The following is a 19,653-nucleotide window of genomic DNA, read 5'->3' as shown; positions in this document are numbered from 1 at the left end:
TAGGGTCATTAAAACCCAGTGGGGCTTAGGGCTTTAGAGCCTTGAGATTTTGCATTTCGGTAACGCTGTAGCGGGTAACCTGAAAACCCGTGGGGTTTTTAGGCATCATGGCGGTGTCAAAGGCAGGTAGGGGCTTGAAGGCAAAACTCAACACAATGTTGTAGCGTTTCTCGCTTAAGGGGTTGCCCGCTCTAAAGAGTTTTGCCACGATTTGCACTTGGGCGATGTTTTGCTCTTTGCTCTGCTTGAGCAGCGAAATGTTAATGATGTGGATGTCCCTTGTGAGCTGTTGGGCGGTGTAAATGCTGTTTTTAGAGGCCACCAAGTTTTCAAAAATCTGCCACACCTGCGCCTCGCTTTGTAGGCGCACCACCTCATAGCGTTCTTTATCATCAATGCGATTAATGGATTCTCTATCCAGCACATACTGCCCCACCAGCGAGCGCACCAAAGCCTCATTGCTTGCCAAATTGCCGTCCGCCTTTTGGATGATGGCGTAGTGCTTGTCTTGGTTGGCAAAGTCTATGAAGTGGTGTTCGGTTTTCTTTAGGGGCAAGAGAATAATCAACGCCACCACCAACGCTAAACTGATGAAGCTAAGCAAGACCACCAAGCGGTAGGCGATGGTGGCATTGCGCCTTTGCACCTGAAAGACGCTGTTTAAGTCCAAATTCTGCACCGCCAAGCTTTCGATCTTGCTTGTCAAGTCCTTTTCAAACTTAGCCTGCTCGGCCTGCAGTTTCGCCCACAATTCGGCGATAATCTCATCTTTTAAGGGATCGTTGCTATTCTCCATGCCCGGCTCGAAGTGTGCCAAATTTGCCCGCTTTCAAGTCGGCTTGGGCTTGTTCGATCTCTTCTTTGCTGTTCATCACAAAGGGACCACATCCAACGATAGGATCGCTTAAGGGCAAGCCCGTTAAGACCAATACGCTAGATGGTCTTAAAGCCTGAAAATGCACCCCCTCTCCGCCTTTTTGAAAAGTGATGAGCTGTGCAGGCCCCGCCCTCCACATCTCTAGAGCCACTAGCCCATCACGCACAAAAATCAAAACATTGTGGTCTTCTGGCGTGGGTAAATGTAAAGAATCCTTAAGATTTAAATCCCACACACTAATGGGGCTAAAGGTCTTAACCGGACCCACCACCCTCTCTAAATCGCCGGCGATGATGCGCACTTGGCTTTTTCCTATTGTGACGGTGGGGATTTGCTCGGCACTAATGGCTTGGTATTTGGGCGGAGTCATTTTATAGACTTTGGGTAAATTCAGCCAAAGTTGCACCATTTCAAGCACCCCACCTTTTTGGCAAAATTTTTTAGAAAGCAATTCTTGGTGTAAAACTCCAGAACCCGCTGTCATCCACTGCACGCCTCCCGGGGCAACCAAATTCCTTGTGCCTTGTGAATCGCTGTGTTCCACCTGTCCTTGATAGACAATGCTCGCTGCCTCAAGACCCCTATGTGGGTGTGGACCGACCCCTAAACAATCTGCACTCGCCTTAAAATGATGCGGACCGATATAGTCGATCAACAAAAAAGGATCGCCATTTTTGTGGACTTCTTTGTAAGTAAACATTGTAGATACATAAAAACCATTGCCCACCCAATGTCTGGGCGGAGCTTTATAGACTTGCGCCACTCTTTTCACAGTTCTCCTTCCTTAAAAAAGATAGCGTATTATATCTATACAAATGATAACAAATCGCAAAGGCAGTTAAAATCCATGTCCTCTAAACGTTCTTGGTCGTTTAAAAGGGTTTCGATTTGCCTCACCTTTTTGGGTGGATAGACTTCTTTTAGGGCGTTTTGGCATTTTTGTTGCAAGGCACTTAAGCCTTCTTCGCGTCTAAAGCGGTGTCCTAGGGGGTATTTCACTTCTACTTTTTGTGTGCTTGAGCCGTCTTTAAAAAAGACTTGCAAGGCGTTGGGGATCGCCCTTTTGTGTGGTTCTTTGGCTTCTTTGGTGTAAAGGGGGCTTATTTGCACTTCTACTAGACCCATGAGTTGCTGCAAAAACGGGTTCTTGGCGTTTGTGTCGCTGTAAGAGTCCGCCCTTAAGTGCCCCCTTAATAAGGCGTAGGCGATGGGATAAGCTAGGCTATACTCACGATCCAGGCGTTGGTAAGCCTGCCCCCCACCTGCCATGATTTTCTCCACGCCCTCTTGGGTGGTGAGTACGATTTTAGAAATTTCGTCCAAACGGGGCGCAATTTGTTTATGCAAAATCAGGGCACACTCCACGGCGGTTTGGATAGGGAAAAGCACAGGGTAAGAGATTTTATACAAGATATTTTCAATGACATGTGAACCTAAGTTATTTAGCACTAATCCGCCTTTGGTGTGGGGCATACACACGGCTTCAAACCCCCATTTAGGCGCGCTTAAAACCTTCACACAACCCATTTCACCACTCATCGCCCTAAGTGCTAGCTGTGCCCCCCGACTCGTGGCATCTGCGCCTGCCCACGCCTGCCTAGTCGCACTAAAAGGGGCGTGGCGAAACACCCGAAGCACCCCCCCATCCACAAAGGCGTGTGAGAGTGCGCTTAAAATCTCTTCTAATCTACCGCCTAGCATTTTTGCCCCTACGCCCGCGCTGGCGACACGCACCAATAAAGTGTGGTCTAAGCCCTCATCGTAAAAGGAGTTGTCCATCGCCAACACCCCTTGTATCTCATAGGCCTGCACCATGGCGTGTAAAATGTCTTTGACTTTTAGGGGCTGTTCTTGTTTGGACAAGCGCAAGCGACTCACATAATCGCCCAACGCCCAAATCGCCCCCAAATTGTCGCTAGGATGGCACCACTCTTTAGCCAGCCAAGTGTCGTTAAAGTCTAGCCAGCGCACCATACAAGACACATTAAACGCCGCGCTTACAGGCTCAAGCTGATAAGCCGTGCCTAGCACCTTCGCCCCTAAAGGCCTAAAGTCCGCCCCGGGCACACTGGGACCTAATAACTTTGTGCATTCAGGGTCTTTTAACGCCATTAAAGCGCAGGCAATGGAGTCTATGAGGCTGAGTGTTGCGCTTTGGGTGGCGTGTTTGGAAATGGTGCCGTCTAAAATGTAGTGGGCTAGGGCTGTGAGAGCCGAATCGTAACTTAACATAAAAACTTCCTTTAAAATCCTTAATAAACCTTAGTGAAAAAGTGCGCTGCCTACACGCACTAAATTTGCCCCGTAGGCGATGGCAAGCTCAAAATCCCCGCTCATGCCCATAGAGAGGGTTTTGGCGTTGGGGAGTTTGTCAAACAAGTCCCTAGCTTGGCTAAAGACTTGTTCGCTCTGTATTTGAGTGCCATTAAGAGGCCCCATCACCATTAAACCTTGCAAATGGATTTTTTTACAGGTTTGGCTAATTTGGGCGTAGGTGTCTAGGGCTTGCTCTAAACTTATCCCGCTTTTTTGCGCTTCGTTTGCGATATTCACCTGCAACAAAGCATTTAAAGGCTCTTTAGCCCTAGTGTCTATGGCTTTAGCGAGCTCTAAAGAGTGCAGGCTATGCAGCAACACAGGCTTTAGCTCTAGTAGTTTGTTGATTTTATTGTGTTGCAAAGGACCTAGCATGTGCCACTCTAGGGGCAAGTCTTTGAGTGCGCTGACTTTGCGCCCAAATTCTTGAATATAGTTCTCCCCAAAGGCACGCTGTCCACAGGCATAAAGCTCTTGCACCTGCTCTAGGCTGGCGTATTTAGACACCGCCACTAATTGCACGACATGGTGTGGGCTGTAGGCGAGGCGGGCTTTTTCAATGCGCTCGATTAGGCTTGCGAGGCGTTGCTGCATGTTAGCCTTTCGAGGAGTGGTAAATGTGGTATTTCTCATAAAGTGGGTCGCTTAAGGGCGGGATAAGCCCCTTACTAGCTAGGCTTTCAAGCACACTTAGGGTGCAATCAGTCTCTTTAGGCCACTCCCTAGTATGCCCCTCTAGTGCGCCCTTGTCGGTCGCATCTATGCAGATTAGGGGCGGCTTTAGCCAAATGTCGCGCTTGGCGTCTATGTTATTCACCACTCGCCAAAGGAGCATGTAGGGGTTGTTTAAGTCGTTCTTATGGCTATCCACAAAGATGAGCGCGCTCACATGGGGGGCTAAGGGTTCTAAGTTTTTAAAAAGGGGCACTAGGGGGGTGGTCTTTGCCACGCTAACGACAGCGATAGGGTTTTTGCTCTCTAACCCGTATTGCTTTAAATTTTGCACTTGGGGGAGGAGTTCCTTTAGACGGGCTAAGAGCTCAGGCTCTTCTAGGGGGGTTTTGGGGTGCGGGGTGGGCTCTAAAGCCACTAGCCCTAACTTGCCCCCAAAGGCGTAAGTGGGGCTGGCGTGATCGAGGGCATCGCACACACCACAAGAAAGTAGGCTTTGGTGTAAATCAAGGTGGTCTAAAATGTGGGCAAAGAGGGCGGGGTAGTTTGTGAGTTTGGGCGCGTCTTTACCGACAAAAATAGCGTGTTTAACAAAGCTCATTTGCCCCGCGCCCCAAAAGTGGTGCATGATTTGGTGGGCGTGGCCGGAGTAGCTGGGCGCAATTTGGGCTAGGATGAGATTATGAAACACCCCATTTTCGGGCATGTGATAATCTATTAGCCCTTGTGCGCTTTTTTTAAGCAGAGGCAAAAACAGCCTTTCGGTGAAATAGCCCATGTATTTATCCTCTAGGGGGGGCTTGCCCACCACGCTGGCTAGATAAACGGGCTTGTCTTTAAGGTGCATGGCTTGCACTTCGAGCACGGGGTAGGGCTCTTTGGGGGTGTAAAAACCCGTGTGATCGCCAAAAGGTCCCTCCATTTCTAAGCGGCTTGTATCTACCCACCCCTCAAGCACAATATCTGCGTCTAGGGGCACAGCAAGGGGGTTTGTGAGGCAGGGCATGAGTTGAGCGCATTTGCCCCGAATCAAGCCATACAAGGCAAGCTCAAAGACTCCATAGGGCAGGGGGGCTTGCCCGCACCACGCATACAATGCGTCCCCACCGATCGCCACGCTCACGGGCATTTTCATCCCCGTCTCTTTGTAGGCGTGGAAGAAGTGGTTCGAGTCTTTATGGATTTGCCAGTGCAGGCCGAGGCGGTTTTTGCCCTGCACCTGCAGGCGGTAAAGCCCTAAATTGTGGTGTTTCTTGTCTAGGCTTTGGGTGTAAATCTGCCCCATAGTGATGAAGGGGGCGGCATCGTGCTCCCAAGTGGTGAGGATAGGCAGCTTATTTAAATCCACTTGTGCGCCCTCAAAAACTTGCCTTTTTGGGGGGGTTTTAGAGATTTTAGGCAGGCTAAAGCGCAGGCTGTAGAGGTTTTTAGCCAGCCCTAAGAAGTCTTTAAAACTTTTAGGTTTTTGTAAATTTAGTAGGCTTTCTAGTTGCGCTTGGCAGTCCTCAATGGAGCGGTTGAGGATGAACTCTAGACGCTCTTTTGCACCAAAGACATTCATTAAAACGGGGATTTCTAAGGGCGTGTCGCCCCTTTTTGGCTGTGTGAATAACAACGCCTGCCCGCCCTTGGGCTTTTTAACCTCAATGTAGGCGATGTGCGGGATTTCTAGGCAAATGTCTAGGGGTGTGTCAAACACCCGCAAATCCCCCCGCTCTTTAAGTTTAGCGATGAGCTCTTGCAACTAGATAGAAACCACAGACACGCCTAGGCAGTGGGGGACTTCCTGCAGGTCGTGTAGGATATTAGGGCCAATGGGCGCGTCCACGAGGATCGCCGCTAGAGCCTCAGCCTTGGCGTTGCGCCCCAGCCTAAAGTCGGCGATGTTGATGTTGTGCTTGGCTAGGGTGTGCCCCACATTGCCGATCACCCCGGGCTTGTCGGTGTTTTTAAATAAAATCATCGTGCCTTGCGGCTTAACATCCATTTCAAAGCCGTCTATGTTGGTGATTTTTAAAATGTCGTCGCTAAAGGCGGTGGCGCTGATTTGGGTGCTATAACCCGGCGCACTTAATTGCAAAGTGATGAGGTTTGTATACGGGGTTGCGTCTTCTAGGGTCTTGGTGGTTAAGTGGATGTTGCGCTCACTGGCGACATGGGGGGCGTTGACATAGTTGATTTTATCGCCTAGGCTGGGCTTTAATAGCCCCATTAGGGCGAAGGTGAGTAAGGAATTGCCATATTCACAGATGGAGCCGGCTAGGGTGAGTTCTAGCGCGCTCCACGCCCCCTTATGCACCTGGGCGCAGAAGAAACCGAGCTTTTGGGCGAGCTGTAAATAGGGCTTGGCGTAAGGAGCGATGTTGTCTTGGATGGGGATGTTTAGGGCGTTGGGGTAGCTGCTCCCCCTTAAGGCTTCGATCACCGCTTGGGCAGCTTCTTTGGCGATCTGCTCTTGCGACTCGTAGGTGTTTGCCCCGATGTGCGGCGTTACATAGACATTGTCTAGCTCTAAAAGGGGGTTCTTTGTGCCTGGCTCTTTGCTAAAAACATCCATGCCAAGCCAGCGCACTTTTTTAGACTTTAAGGCTGCATATAGGGCTTCTTCATTGTAAAGCCCACCTCTAGCGCAGTTGATTAAAATCACGCCCTCTTTCATTTGGGCGATCTGCTCTTGGCCGATGATGTTGATCGTTTCCTTGTTCTTGGGGGTGTGGATGGTGATGATGTCGCACGCTAAAATGTCTTTAAAATCCTTCGTGTAAAGCACGCCTAAGTCGGCGGCTTTGGACTTGGGGATGTAGGGGTCGTAGGTGATAACCTCCATGCCAAAAGCCAAAGCCCTAACCCCCACCCTTGAACCGATGTTGCCAAAGCCGATGATGCCTAGTTTCTTGCCATAAAGCTCTGTTCCATACCAATCCTCTCGCTTCCATAGGTGTTCGTGTTTGAGTTGTGTGTTTGCCCCGGGCAAGCGGCGCACGGCGTTTAACATGTGCGCCATGGTGAGCTCTACGGCGGCGATCGTGTTGGCGGTGGGGACATTCATCACCACAATGCCCTTTTGCGAGCACAGGTCAATGTCCACATTGTCCACGCCTACACCCGCGCGCACAATGGCTTTTAACTTCGTGGCGTGGGCGAGTAAATTAGCGTTGATAGCGGTCATGCTTCTTGTGATGAGCGCGTCGATGTCTTTAATCGCTTCGGGTAAGGAGGGCTTTTCAAGCGTGGAAAGGTCTTGTATCTCTAAATCCGTCTGTTCGTATAAGAGGGCTAACCCTCTTTCATGGATAGGGTCGCAAATGGCAATTTTTGGCATGGCACTTCCTTAGTCAAGTTGATAGGGGATTTGGTAATACTTCAAGTCTTTTAAAAATTGTGTCGTGGCGTTGGGTAAATAAATGATTAATGTCGTTCTGGCTTTCTTTTTATCCAAGGCAAAGTCAATGTGCTCGGTCTTTAAAATCTCGCGCAAACAAAAGAGTTTATAGCTGTCTAAATTTTTCACTAGGATTTTACGAGTTGGGGTGCTTTCTAAAAACTCAATATCAACTTTCTTTTCCAAAGAAGGGTAGAGAAAAAGGCTGTCCTTTTCTGAGGTTGTGTGGTGTTGTGTTTCGTGTAAGGACTGGATAAACATCCCCTTGAGCTCTTGCCCTTGATCTAGATCTAGGGTTTGGGCGTGGGCATCCGCTGTGTGCTCTTTGCTGATTTTATGTTCCTCACGTTCTGTGTGATGTTCTTCGTGGTGTTTAGACAGATACATTTTATAGCCCAAAAAGCCTGCCACACATAGGGCCACCGCCACCACAAACCACAGCACAAACGCACGAAATTTGGCAATTCTCATCGCTTAAATTAGAACTTGCCGCTGAGTTTGTCCCCTAGCGTCATTTTGGTGTCGCCGGCGTTGAAGGTGTGGAGCCGATCTTGCTCTCTCTTACGCTCTAGGCGGCGCACACTCGCACGCACCCGATTATTGCTCTTTTCAATCGCTACAACCGCGCTTGCCACCATGTCCCCCATTTTGAGTTCCTCTTTTTTCAAGGGGTAGAGATCCTCGGCTTTGATGAAAACATCGACGCCCTCTACATTCACAAAAATCCCAAAATCCTTCATCCCCACGATTTTGCCCTCGATCACATCACCCACGCGGTGCTTTTGGCTAAAGGTTTCTGTGGGAGAGGGCTGAGAATATTTCATTTCTAAAGAGATTTTTTCGCTGTCTTTGTCAATTTTTAAGATTTTGGTTTTCACCACATCCCCAACTTTAAAATGGTCTTTGCATTTTTGATCCTGCTCCCAAAACGCATCTTTGTTGTGCAACAAGCCATCCACGCCTCCCAAGTTCACAAACGCCCCAAAATCTGTGAGTGTCGCAACCTTACCCTCGATCACTTCGCCGACTCGGTGTTTAGACACAAATTCGTTAAAGGGTTTGTCGGAGAGCTGTTTTAAAGACACCCTTAAGCGGCGGTTTTTACTGTCAATTTCTATAATTTTGACATCAATTTCTTGGTTGAGTTCTAAATAGTCGCTAGGGTGCTTGACATCTTTGTTCCAAGAGATCTCTGAGATGTGTAAAAAGCCCTCTATGTCGTTGCCAATATCCACGAACACGCCGTAGTTTTCAATGTTGCTCACCACGACTTTAATGGCGTAACCGACTTTTAATTTTGTTTGGATCTCTTCCCAAGGGTCTTCCGTTGCGGCTTTGATGGAGAGAAGCAGGCGTTTTTTCTTTTCATCGTAAGACAAGGCTTTCACCTGCACCACATCGCCCTCTTTAAAGTGTCTGGCGGGGTTTGTAGAACCTCTGTGCGTGATCTCGGTGTAATGCACCAAGCCTTCCACCCCCTCCACTTCCACAAACACGCCAAAACTCGTCACACTTTTGACCACGCCGGTGTAGATCGCACCCGATTCCACGAGTTTTTGGGATTGCTCGTGTTGGTATTTGCTGTAAACATCAAAGAAGCGTTTGCGTGAGATGGAGATCGAAGCGTTTTCGGGGTCAATGGCGGTGATACAAGCTTTAATGTGCTTGCCTATGTGCTTGGCATCTCGCTTTAAAGAAGATTGCGTCTTAGAGAGAAAATACTCCACGCCCTCATTGTCTACGACAATGTAACCGCCCTTATTCTCCCTAGTAACCCTGCCATCCACGACTTTATCTTTAAAATCCGCCCCCAAAGCTTGGATTTTTTCTTGGTTTTTGACAAACGCCAACGCCCGCTTGTAAGACACGCTGGGGCGCTCCCCTTTTTGGGACACATAGACTTGGATCGTGTCGTTCATCCCAAAGAGTAGCCCCCCTTGAGCATCCCCAATCTCACTCAAAGGCAAACGCCCCTCTGTTTTGCCCCCCACGCTCACCATCGCATAGCCCTCTTGCCCGTTGATTGAAACGATCACACCCTCCCTAAGCGCGCCTTTTTGCTCCACCTCTTCGGTTTGCATATACTCTTGCATATAGTCCTGAAACTCTTTGGACTCGCTTTGGCTACCTAGAAACTCTAATTCCTGATTCATAACAAACACCCTTTTTACAACAAAATTAGCTATAATTATAGCTTTAATTCCCTTATAATTGACGAAAAAATAAACATGAGTGGTTGCATTGCACTTTTTTAGAAATATCCACTTTAAGAGTGTATCCTTAATCATCACCACTTATAATCAAGAACAACACCTCAAAATGGTGTTAGATTCGGTGTTGAATCTCGCTTGTTTGCCTAACGAAGTGCTGATTGCTGATGATGGGGGGGACACTCAAGCCCTCATTGAAAGCTACCGCCCTCTTTTTGCCCAAAAGAATCTACTCTTAAAGCATGTGTGGCAAGAGGACTTGGGTTTTAGGGCTACCAAGAACCGCAACAACGCTATTAAAGAAGCGTGCGGAGAGTATATTATTATCATCGATACGGACACCATCTTATCCCCCATGTTCATCGCCGATCACATGCACTTTGCCCGACCTAATGTTTTACTACAAGGGGGGTGCTTGCTTTTAAACCCCAAAGAGAGCTAGAGAGTCTTAGATACACAAGTGTGGCAGGCGTGCGTAGTTGCAACATGAGTTTTAGTAAACAAGATTGTTTAGCGATTGAGGGCTTTAATGAAAAATTTGAAAGCTGGGGGCGCGAGGATAGCGAGTTTGTCGCCCGTTTTCTCTTTAACCACGGCACGCTAAAACCTCTTAAGTTTTGCGCCCTAGCTTACCACCTACACCACGAGAAAAACGCCCACAACCTACTGCTTGAAAACCACGCCCTCTACCTACAATTCTTGAAAAGCGGCTCATTAATTGGAGAGCTACCCCCTAAAACTCTATGTTGTCCGAATTGACATCGGCTGTGCCTGCACCCGTGCCGCTTTGGTAGTTTTTGAGCTGTTTAAAGACTTGGGCTTTAATGCGCTCGATGGCAAACCCACGGCTATGCTGATCGGCATTTAGATGCTTGGAGTAGATGATGTCCCCTTGGCAATTTTTAATGTTGATGTCTAAGCCGATGTGAAACAACCCATTACCCTCGCTGGTGAAAATTTTATTGTCTATGCTGTAAAAGCCCGGGGCAGTGGTTTGGCGCACAAAACGGGCATATTGCCCCATAAGCACATCGGCGATTTCCCCATCCGCTCCATTAGCAAAAACAATCTGCGCCTTGGGTTTAGGGCTATTGGCCTTGATGAGCTCCTTATAAGAAGTGAGGGGGGCTGAAGAACGCCCATAGGCGTTTAAAATCTCTTGCAAGGGAGTCATTTTGTCTAAGAGGGTTTGGATTTGCTGTTTTTCACGGATAAAAATCCCATGGCAGCCTTGCGTGGGTTTAAAGGGGCTTAAAGTGTTGTAAAGGTCGGCGTAGCGTTTTGAGAGCAAGTTTAAAAACATGTTTTTGTCCATGACCACCCTAGTGTAACACACGCCTTTTTGGCACTCTTGTTTATCTGTGTCAACATGGACCAATTTGAGCGAATCGACCACTAACTTAATGTGTTGGCTGGCTTTTTTATCTAGTTTATTGTTGTTTCTAGTGGTGGTGCTGGTGGTTTGCGAAGACACATGCACAGAGATATTGCTAGCTAAATCGTTTAGGGCCTTTTCTTTGGCGGCTTCCCTAGTGTTGCCCGAACCACTGCCATAGAAAAACTGAGGCTTGTTGGGGGTGTTCTCATACCAATGGGGCACAGCTTGTAAGAACAAGGGCAAACCCAATAAGATCCACGGCTTTTTTAACATGCAAACTCCTTATAAAAGCTCTATTCTAGCACATTTTACCACAAAGCCCGCACAAGGCTAAGATTAGAGAAACTCCGGATGTAAAAGACATGGTCTCGGTTAGTGCAGTAAGTATTGGGCTGTAAGAGGATATTAGGACTACACACAACGAGTCTAAAATTATAAATATCTTGTCCATCGGCTAAAATGTGGATTGTGTGTTTGTGGGTGTTCCTTAGGCGCACAATGTAAAACTTGTGGGGAAAAACTGCAGAAGAGCGGATGTCAGCTGAGGTGCTCGCCGCCGCATAAATGGAAGAAAACAGCCCTCCTAACACGCCTAAGTATTGGTTAGAAACCGCTTCAAGCCCCACTTTAAGGGCGGTTGAGGTGATTGCCCTTGTGAGGATGTAGGGCAATTGTTTTTTAAATTCGCTGGCAATGAGTGCATCCAAGAGTAGCAGCGGTTCAAAGTTGCGCTGTTTTTGTCCCACCCGCAGAGCAAAAGTGCTGTGGAAATCTACGCCTTCTTTGAGTTGTGGTAGAGCTAAACTCGCATCGTAAATCCCATTAGGCAAGGGCAAGGGGATATTGATCTTAAATTCTTTTTTTGTCGCTTGCTGTCCGTCTTCTATGAAAACCCATGTGAAGTGGGCAGAGGTGGGGTGATTAAAAAAGATCAAATCCTCGCCTATGGTGGTGGAGTGGCTGATGCCGTAGGCTTCTTTTAGGTAGTCTAGCCCCTTGCTTAAATCGTTGTTCTCCACAAAAAACAGCCCAGAGAGATAGGACACCACGGGGTTAATCAAGTCGTTGTAGGCGTAAAAATCATCCAAATTAGAATATTCATTGTTTAAGATTTCTTGCACTTGGTTATTGGATTGTTCAGCACTTAGGCGGTTTGAGCCTCGCTGTTGCATTTTCTCAACCGCCTTGCGGATCTCTTTATTGTAAAACTCTTTAGCCCGTCGTTGGCGGTCGTTGGCGCGGTTAAACTCCACCCGTGCATCTTTTGGGTCTTGCAATAAAAGATAATCGATAGCCTTGTAGTAATTGAGTAACACGCTCTCATAGACATTGCCCGTATAAGCCCTAACATTGTCGTTCACCAACACTGCCCCCACATTACCCAAAGATCGGCCAAAGAGATTACGGTGGCGGTCGTAGCGCAACTCAGCGACATTAAAGGCTTTTATCGAGTTGGTGTATTGTCCTGCCATTAAAGCACTCATGCCCTGTTGCAAATCCCATAACAAAGCGTTACTATGGTCCTTTTTAGCCATTTTTTTGGAAAACAAGTAAGCATTGGAGAATTGTGCGCCGTTGTAATAAATCTGATCAAAGCGTTGTAATTGCTCCCGATTGCCTGTGCAGCCTGCCAAAAAGCCCAACACCACAACCACAAACACCCACATGTAAAGTCTTTTCATCAACGCCCTTAAAACCTTTTAGCCATTTTATCAAAATGTAAGCAAACATATAAGACAATCCCACTCGCCTTTTCTTAGACCTATGCAATGAGGTTTTTAGACAACGCTTCAGGGTGGGAACACAGCAGAGCAGCTAAATATCTTGTGTGCCTTAGCCATCTGAGAAAGGGCATTAGATCACTTTACACTTTAAGTTTAGAAGATGCGTGTTTTGTTCATGGGAGTGCCAGTGTTCGCCCGCGTGGTGTTGCAACAGCTCATCTTAGAGGGCGTTGAGATTGTCGGGCTTGTTACGCAGCCTAGTAAACCCTTTGGCCGCCACCACACCCCCAAGGACAGCGCAACCAAGACCTTTATTTTAGAAAACCACCCCCATATCCCCATTTTAGAGCCAAACAAACTTGATGAAGAAGCTTTGCAAGCCATTGCTGCTTTAAAACCCGACAAAATCGTGGTTGTGGCGTATGGCAAGATTTTGCCCCAAGCTTTGCTAGACTTAGCCCCATGTTTGAATTTGCACGGCTCGATCTTGCCCCAATTTCGAGGGGCAAGCCCCCTACAAGAAATGATTTTGCACGACTTAAAAACCTTTGGCGTGAGCGTGATTTTAATGGACGCACACATGGATACGGGAGATATTTTGGGCGTGGCTTCGTTTGAAAAGGACAGGGATCACAACTTGCAAGATTTGGGCGCAAGGCTAGCCCTCTTGGGGGCCAAGCTTATGGCGAGCGTGCTTAAAAACTTTAAAAATATCACCCCCACGCCCCAAGATCACAGCCAAGCCAGCTATTGCAAGAAAATCAGTAAAGCCGATGGCTTGGTGGATTTTAGCAATGCCCGCCAAGTCTATTTAAAATACCTTGCCTACTACCCATGGCCGGGGGTGTTTTTAAACAGCGGTTTAAAACTCTTTGGCATTGAACTTTTAAGCACGGCAGAACAACACAAGGAAGGCAAAATTTTAACCATAGATGACGAGGGGGTATCGGTGGGGTGCGCTAAAGGCGCGCTAAAGATCGCACAGCTACAAGCCCCCGGCAAGCAAAAAGTCGGGGCTAAGGCATATTTGAGCGGTAAACGCCTTAAAGTCGGGGACATTTTAGCCTAGTGCAAGTTTTAGAGTTTGAGAGTCTACCATCCACGCAAATTTATTTAGTCGAGCAGATCAGAGCCAAGAGTCTAACCCCCCCCATTTGTGTGTGGGCAAAACAACAAAGCGCAGGCATAGGTAGCCGCGGGCAAGTGTGGGAGAGCGTTGAGGAGGCGTTGACCTTCTCTTTTGCTTGCACGATAGACACGAGTACCCCTAAGCAAAGTTTGAGTCTATACTTTGGCTATCTGTTTAAACAAACCTTGCACGGCTTAGGGCATAAAGAAGTGTGGCTCAAATGGCCTAACGACTTGTATGTGGGGGAGGCAAAAGTGGGTGGGGTGATGAGCCAAATCCATAAGGACATCGTCATTTGTGGGATCGGGCTAAATATTTGTACGGACAAATACGCCGCTCTAGCTGTATGCGCCAAAGAAGTGTTGCAAGCATTTTTAAAGGGTTTAGAACACCCCCCCACTTGGGCAAAGATTTTTAAAGCCTACAAAATCGACTTTGAGCGCACCCACTCTAAGCAATTCTTTAAGCATGAAAGCGGATTAATCCCCCTGTCTCAAGCCACAATGCGCCCCGATGGTGGGCTAGAGATAGAGGGGCAAGTTTATTACTCCCAACGCTAAAGCCACCTAAAAGCTTAAGTGTGCTAGAATGGAGGCTTTTTACAACCAAAGGATTTGGCGCATGAGCATTTCGATCAATGTCTACCTAATGGCTGTGGTGTTTATCACTTTCCTTGCCTTATTGGTCTTGCTTAATTCGTGGGTGTACCAACCCTTGTTGGCATATATGGATGAGCGCCAGGAGTCCATGGCAAAAGACAAACGCAATATAGATCAGCTCCACAGCGAGACAGCCATGCACCATCAAGAAGCCCAAAATATTTTAAAAGAGGCACGGGTGCAAGCGGATAAAATCGTGCAGGACGCACTCTACGATGCACGAGCGAATTATGAGTCGGTCGTGGCGCAAAAAGAGAAAGAGCTAGAAAAACAAGCCGAAGAAGCCAACAATGCATTAAAGGAAAGTAAAAGTAACTTGAAATTACAATTAGCCCATGATTTGCCCACTTTAGAGGCTTTGTTGAAACTGAAAATATCTCAAATTTAAGGTTGACTTTGTTACAGCGCGTTTTGCTCGGGGTTTTAGTTTTTGGGAGCGTGGCGGGGGCTACGCCTTTGGGGCATACGGACATTGTGATGCGGATCCTCAATTTCCTTTTGTTCATGGGGATTTTGTGGTATCTCACGGGCAACACCTTTAAAAACATTTTAGCCGCAAGGTGCGCAAGAATCTCTAAAAACCTAGAGCAACTCCAAGAGGAACGCCAAGCTGCCAAAGAACAAAAGGAACAAGCGCTAAAAGCCCTAGAGGAAGCCAAGCAACAAGCCACCCAAATCCTCTCCAACGCCAAACAAGAGGCGTATTTGCTCACCCAAAAGTTCGACCAGCAGTCTAAAGTCACGATTGAAAAGTTGATTAAAAACCACCAAGCCATGCAAGAGAAAGAAAACGAGCGCATGCAAGCCGAAGCGATCGCCGAGGTCTTAAACGAACTCTTTGAGGGGGCTAAAGCTGAGTTTGACGCCCCCACTTACATGCACTTAATCCACAATAAAGTCGCCCCATGTTAGAGCTCATCGCCGCCAAATACACCCAAGCCCTGCGCCAAGCCCTAAGCCCTGAGGAGTTCACCCAAGCCATGGAGGTGCTAGAAGCCCTATGCGCCCTATATAGCCACCCCGATTTTTTAGAGCTCATCAACTCCCCCCACTACCCCGATAGCCTCAAACAAGAGGTGTTAGAACGCTTTTTAGAGGATAAAGAGGGCAAGTTGCACAACTTGATCTGCTTATTGGTTTTGCATAAACGGCTCAACCTCCTCCCCCTTATTTATAATTCTTTGCGCTCCCAGGCCCAAAGGGCACAGAACATCTACCAAGGCTACCTTTACAGCGATAAAGATTTAGCCCCAGAGGAAGTGCAAGAGCTTTCTAAGCATGTATCCGCCCACTTCAACATCTCTTTAAGGCTCAAAACCCTACACCAAGATAGAGAGGGTGTGCGCTTGGTGATCCCCGATTTGGAAACCGAGATCGCCTTCTACAAAGAAAACTACTTCAACCAGCTTAGACAGCACATCTTACAAGCCGTTTAACACAAAGGAGAGAAAATGTTAAAACTAAAAGCCGAAGAAATCAGCGCGATCATCAAAGAGCGGATCGAAAACTTCACCCCCGACATCAACATCACCCAAGTAGGGCGGGTCATCGCCTACGCCGATGGCGTGGCAAAAGTCTATGGGCTTAAAGATGTGATGTCTTACGAGGTCGTGGAGTTTGACACGGGCGATAAGGGGCTTGCCTCTAACCTTGAAGAGGGCTGTATCGGGGTGATTGTGCTAGGTGGGGGCAGAAACATCAAAGAGGGCACTTCCGTTAAGCGCACCAAACAACTCATGAAAGTCCCCGTGGGCGATGCCGTGGTGGGGCGGGTCATCAACACTTTGGGCGAGCCCATTGACGGGCGGGGAGCGATTGAGGCAGACACCTTTAGATTCGTGGAGCAGAAAGCCCCGGGGATCATGGATCGTAAATCTGTGCATGAGCCCCTACAAACAGGCATTAAAGCCATCGATGCCTTAGTGCCCATCGGGCGGGGGCAAAGAGAGCTGATCATCGGGGACAAGCAAACCGGCAAAACCACGGTTGCCATAGACACGATCATCAACCAAAAAGACCAAAATGTGATCTGTATCTATGTGGCGATCGGGCAGAAAGAATCCACGGTCGCGCAGGTGGTGCGTAAATTAGAGGAATATGGGGCGATGGAGTATAGCGTGGTGGTCAATGCCCCCGCCTCCGATTCGCCAGCCATGCAATACCTCGCCCCTTACGCCGGTGTTACTATTGGGGAGTATTTTAGGGATCAAGGGCGACACGCTTTAATTATCTATGATGACTTGAGTAAGCACGCCGTGGCTTACCGCGAAATCTCTTTGATCTTACGCCGCCCCCCCGGGCGTGAGGCCTTCCCCGGGGATGTGTTCTACATCCACTCCCGCCTTTTAGAGCGCGCCGCTAAAATGAGCGATGATCGGGGTGCGGGCTCGCTCACGGCTCTGCCCATCATTGAAACCCAAGCGGGCGATGTGTCGGCGTATATCCCTACAAATGTAATTTCTATCACAGACGGGCAGATTTTCTTAGAAACCGATCTTTTCTACTCTGGTATCCGCCCCGCGATCAATGTGGGCTTGTCTGTGTCGCGTGTGGGCGGGGCAGCCCAAATCAAAGGCACAAAGCAAGTTGCCGGCACCTTGCGCCTAGATTTGGCACAATACAGAGAATTGCAAGCCTTCTCGCAGTTTGCCAGCGACTTGGATGAGGCCAGCCGCAAACAGCTAGAGAGGGGACAGCGCATGGTGGAGGTGTTGAAACAACCCCCCTATTCGCCCCTGCCCATTGAAAAGCAAATTGTGATGATTTATGCGGGGGTCAAGGGCTTTTTAGACGACATTCCGGCTAAAAAAGTCGTGGATTTTGAATCTAGCCTCTATCCCTTCTTGGAGTCCAAATACCCCAATATCCTCGAGGACATCCGCACCAAAAAGGCTTTAGACAAAGACTTAGAGGCGATGCTTAAAGTCGCCATTGAAGAATTTAAGCTAGGCTTTTCTCTCTAGGGGTAGGGCATGGGCGGTAATTTAAAGGACATTAGAAAGAAAATCGCTAGCGTCAAGAACACGCAAAAGACTACGAGGGCTATGAAGCTCGTCTCCACTTCTAAGCTCAAAAAAACCGAGGAAGTGGCGCGCCGCTCAAAGGTGTTTGCCAATAAATTGAACGAAGTCTTTGCCGACATTTGCGCCAAGATCAAAACAAGGGGGCTTAAGAGCATTGAGAGCCAATATTTCTTAAAGCTTGAACAGCCCGAGGTGCAAAAGATCGATATTATCTTTGTTACCGCCGACAAGGGGCTTTGTGGAGGTTTTAATGCCGCCACGATCAAAGAAGTGGTGCGCCTCATCAACCGCTACAAAGCCCAAAATGTCAAGGTGCGCTTAAGAGGCATTGGCAAAAAGGGCATCGCTTTCTTCACCTACAATGGGATCGACCTACTAGACAAAGCAGCGGATTTGAGCTCCTCGCCCGATGCCGACAGGGCGGCGGCCTTTGTGGATAGTGCCGTGCAAGACTATTTAAATGGGCTCACCGACAGCGTCATCATTGTGCATAATGGCTTTAAAAACATGATCTCTCAAGAAATGAAGGTGCAAACGATTTTGCCCCTAGATTTTAGCACCCAGATCGAGCAGGCTAAGAGCGAGAGCGAGGGGATTGTGGTTGAACCCGATGATGAAGAGGGCGTGATTTTAGACTCTTTGGCTAGAAAGTTCATCCACTTCAACATGTATTACGCCCTGCTAGACTCGCTAGCTGCCGAGCACAGCGCGCGCATGCAGGCGATGGACACCGCCACGAACAACGCGGCAGATTTGGTGCGCAGTCTCACCATTTCTTACAACAAAGCCCGCCAAGAGGCGATCACCACCGAGCTTGTGGAGATCAACGCTGGCGTGGAAGCGATCAAATAAAGGAGAACTATGGAAGGTAAAATCATTCAGGTCATGGGGCCTGTGGTGGATGTGGATTTTAAAGACTACTTGCCCGCCATTTACGAAGCCCTAGATGTGCATTACGACTTTGACGGGGAGGCAAAACACCTTGTGTTGGAAGTCGCTGCCCACTTAGGCGACAACCGAGTCCGCACCATTGCGATGGACATGACAGAGGGCTTGACACGGGGACAAAAGGTCGTGGCACGGGGCAGTATGATCGAAGTGCCCGTGGGCGAGGGGGTTTTGGGGCGCATTTTTAATGTGATCGGCGAGCCCATCGACAACCAGCCCCCCCTAGAAGAAACAACACAAAAATGGCCCATCCATCGCCATGCCCCCGCCTTTGAGCAACAAAGCACCAAGACCGAAATGTTTGAAACGGGGATTAAAGTTGTGGACTTGCTGGCACCCTACTCTAAGGGCGGTAAAGTCGGGCTCTTTGGGGGTGCTGGCGTGGGTAAGACTGTCATCATCATGGAGCTCATCCACAATGTGGCTTACAAGCACAGCGGTTACTCTGTCTTTGCCGGTGTGGGCGAGCGCACTAGAGAGGGTAATGACCTTTATCACGAAATGAAAGAGGGGGGCGTTTTGGATAAAGTCGCCCTGTGCTACGGGCAAATGAACGAGCCCCCGGGGGCAAGAAACCGCATTGCCTTTACGGGTTTAACCATGGCAGAGTATTTTAGAGATGAGAAGGGCTTGGATATTCTCATGTTTATTGACAATATCTTTAGATACGCCCAGTCGGGGGCGGAAATGTCTGCACTTTTAGGGCGTATCCCCTCAGCCGTGGGTTACCAGCCCACGCTGGCTAGCGAAATGGGCAAGTTGCAAGAGCGTATCACCTCCACCAAAAACGGCTCGATCACCTCCGTGCAAGCCGTGTATGTGCCCGCAGATGACCTTACTGACCCCGCCCCCGCTTCTGTGTTCGCCCACTTGGATGCGACCACAGTGTTGAACCGCAAAATCGCTGAAAAGGGGATTTACCCCGCAGTCGATCCGCTCGACTCCACTTCGCGCATTCTAGACCCACAAGTGATCGGGGACGAGCATTACCGCGTGGCGACCGGGATTCAACAGATCTTACAAAAATATAAAGACTTGCAAGACATCATTGCGATTTTGGGGATGGACGAACTCTCTGAGGAAGATAAAAAAATCGTGGAACGCGCCCGTAAAGTAGAAAAGTTCCTATCCCAACCCTTCTTTGTGGCAGAAGTCTTTACCGGTAGTCCGGGCAAGTATGTTACCCTTAAAGAAACTTTAGAGGGCTTTGCTGGGATTTTAGAGGGCAAGTATGACGAAATCCCCGAAAACGCCTTTTACATGGTCGGCAATATCCAAGAGGTCGTGGAAAAATACGAAAAAATGAAGGCAGAAGGCAAAAAGAACGCTTCTTAA

Annotated in this window: 18 protein-coding genes, 1 other RNA gene and 1 pseudogene; 10 read left to right on the top strand and 10 right to left on the bottom strand. The window is 48.4% G+C overall.

From position 1 onward, the window contains the following. Positions 1-25: 25 nt before the first annotated feature. From QSJ47_RS02565 to QSJ47_RS02530, 8 genes are read right to left on the bottom strand one after another with little or no spacing between them, the layout of a single operon-like run. Positions 26-817 carry a VirB8 family type IV secretion system protein gene (locus QSJ47_RS02565; RefSeq protein WP_285602318.1) on the bottom strand — a complete coding sequence of 264 codons (792 nt, stop codon included), beginning with the start codon at positions 815-817 and terminating at the stop codon, positions 26-28. Then, complete coding sequence (locus QSJ47_RS02560) at positions 786-1,649, bottom strand: pirin family protein (RefSeq protein ID WP_285602317.1); 864 nt, start codon at positions 1,647-1,649, stop codon at positions 786-788. Before QSJ47_RS02560 ends, QSJ47_RS02565 begins: the two co-directional genes overlap by 32 nt. 35 nt (positions 1,650-1,684) lie before the next feature. Further along, positions 1,685-3,109 carry a 2-methylcitrate dehydratase gene (gene prpD, locus QSJ47_RS02555; protein ID WP_285602316.1) on the bottom strand — a complete coding sequence of 475 codons (1,425 nt, stop codon included), beginning with the start codon at positions 3,107-3,109 and terminating at the stop codon, positions 1,685-1,687. 30 nt (positions 3,110-3,139) lie between these two features. After that, positions 3,140-3,787, bottom strand: a complete 648-nt coding sequence (locus tag QSJ47_RS02550) for a YggS family pyridoxal phosphate-dependent enzyme (RefSeq protein ID WP_221272144.1) — start codon at positions 3,785-3,787, stop codon at positions 3,140-3,142. Between the two features lies 1 nt (position 3,788). Continuing rightward, positions 3,789-5,609 (bottom strand): menaquinone biosynthesis decarboxylase, encoded by a 1,821-nt coding sequence (locus QSJ47_RS02545; protein ID WP_285602315.1) that lies wholly within the window; start codon positions 5,607-5,609, stop codon positions 3,789-3,791. Then, entirely contained in the window at positions 5,610-7,187 is a 1,578-nt protein-coding gene (gene serA / locus QSJ47_RS02540) for a phosphoglycerate dehydrogenase (RefSeq protein WP_285602314.1), read from the bottom strand. 9 nt (positions 7,188-7,196) lie between these two features. Further along, a complete protein-coding gene (locus QSJ47_RS02535; RefSeq protein ID WP_285602313.1) occupies positions 7,197-7,718 on the bottom strand; it encodes a hypothetical protein in 522 nt (173 codons plus the stop codon). Positions 7,719-7,726: 8 nt separating this feature from the next. Continuing rightward, entirely contained in the window at positions 7,727-9,400 is a 1,674-nt protein-coding gene (locus tag QSJ47_RS02530; protein ID WP_221272140.1) for a 30S ribosomal protein S1, read from the bottom strand. A gap of 115 nt (positions 9,401-9,515) precedes the next feature. Between QSJ47_RS02530 and QSJ47_RS08260 the strand changes: the two are divergent. After that, positions 9,516-10,216: pseudogene (locus tag QSJ47_RS08260) on the top strand (glycosyltransferase); the annotation flags it as partial. Here the strand turns inward: QSJ47_RS08260 and QSJ47_RS02515 are convergent. After that, positions 10,191-11,108, bottom strand: coding sequence for an LPP20 family lipoprotein (locus QSJ47_RS02515; protein ID WP_221272139.1), 918 nt, complete (start codon positions 11,106-11,108; stop codon positions 10,191-10,193). The pseudogene QSJ47_RS08260 and the gene QSJ47_RS02515 sit on opposite strands and share 26 nt — an antisense overlap. A 35-nt stretch (positions 11,109-11,143) precedes the next feature. Beyond that, the gene (locus tag QSJ47_RS02510) at positions 11,144-12,517 is read right to left on the bottom strand and encodes a COG3014 family protein (protein ID WP_285602312.1); all 1,374 of its coding nucleotides are present in this window, start codon (positions 12,515-12,517) and stop codon (positions 11,144-11,146) included. A gap of 71 nt (positions 12,518-12,588) precedes the next feature. On the opposite strand from QSJ47_RS02510, the gene ffs reads away from it, so the two are divergent. From ffs to atpD, 9 genes are all read left to right on the top strand, one after another. Beyond that, positions 12,589-12,686, top strand: an RNA gene (ffs, locus tag QSJ47_RS02505) — signal recognition particle sRNA small type. Positions 12,687-12,719: 33 nt separating this feature from the next. Further along, positions 12,720-13,628: a methionyl-tRNA formyltransferase gene (fmt, locus tag QSJ47_RS02500; protein WP_221272137.1), complete on the top strand. Its 909-nt coding sequence runs from the start codon at positions 12,720-12,722 to the stop codon at positions 13,626-13,628. Beyond that, positions 13,628-14,248 (top strand): biotin--[acetyl-CoA-carboxylase] ligase, encoded by a 621-nt coding sequence (locus tag QSJ47_RS02495; protein WP_221272136.1) that lies wholly within the window; start codon positions 13,628-13,630, stop codon positions 14,246-14,248. Before fmt ends, QSJ47_RS02495 begins: the two co-directional genes overlap by 1 nt. A gap of 28 nt (positions 14,249-14,276) precedes the next feature. Beyond that, complete coding sequence (locus QSJ47_RS02490) at positions 14,277-14,735, top strand: F0F1 ATP synthase subunit B family protein (RefSeq protein ID WP_285602311.1); 459 nt, start codon at positions 14,277-14,279, stop codon at positions 14,733-14,735. A gap of 8 nt (positions 14,736-14,743) precedes the next feature. Then, a complete protein-coding gene (locus QSJ47_RS02485; RefSeq protein WP_221272134.1) occupies positions 14,744-15,259 on the top strand; it encodes a F0F1 ATP synthase subunit B family protein in 516 nt (171 codons plus the stop codon). After that, positions 15,253-15,783, top strand: coding sequence for a F0F1 ATP synthase subunit delta (locus QSJ47_RS02480; protein ID WP_285602310.1), 531 nt, complete (start codon positions 15,253-15,255; stop codon positions 15,781-15,783). The genes QSJ47_RS02485 and QSJ47_RS02480 overlap by 7 nt, the downstream gene beginning before the upstream one ends. Positions 15,784-15,798: 15 nt before the next feature. After that, a complete protein-coding gene (atpA, locus tag QSJ47_RS02475; RefSeq protein WP_285602309.1) occupies positions 15,799-17,310 on the top strand; it encodes a F0F1 ATP synthase subunit alpha in 1,512 nt (503 codons plus the stop codon). Between the two features lie 9 nt (positions 17,311-17,319). Beyond that, positions 17,320-18,222, top strand: coding sequence for an ATP synthase F1 subunit gamma (gene atpG / locus QSJ47_RS02470; protein WP_285602308.1), 903 nt, complete (start codon positions 17,320-17,322; stop codon positions 18,220-18,222). A 9-nt stretch (positions 18,223-18,231) separates the two neighbouring features. Further along, positions 18,232-19,653: a F0F1 ATP synthase subunit beta gene (gene atpD / locus QSJ47_RS02465; protein ID WP_285602307.1), complete on the top strand. Its 1,422-nt coding sequence runs from the start codon at positions 18,232-18,234 to the stop codon at positions 19,651-19,653.

The sequence above is a fragment of the Helicobacter sp. NHP22-001 genome (assembly GCF_030270165.1).
Classification (GTDB): domain Bacteria; phylum Campylobacterota; class Campylobacteria; order Campylobacterales; family Helicobacteraceae; genus Helicobacter; species Helicobacter gastrofelis.
This window is presented reverse-complemented; position numbering and strand designations above follow the sequence as displayed.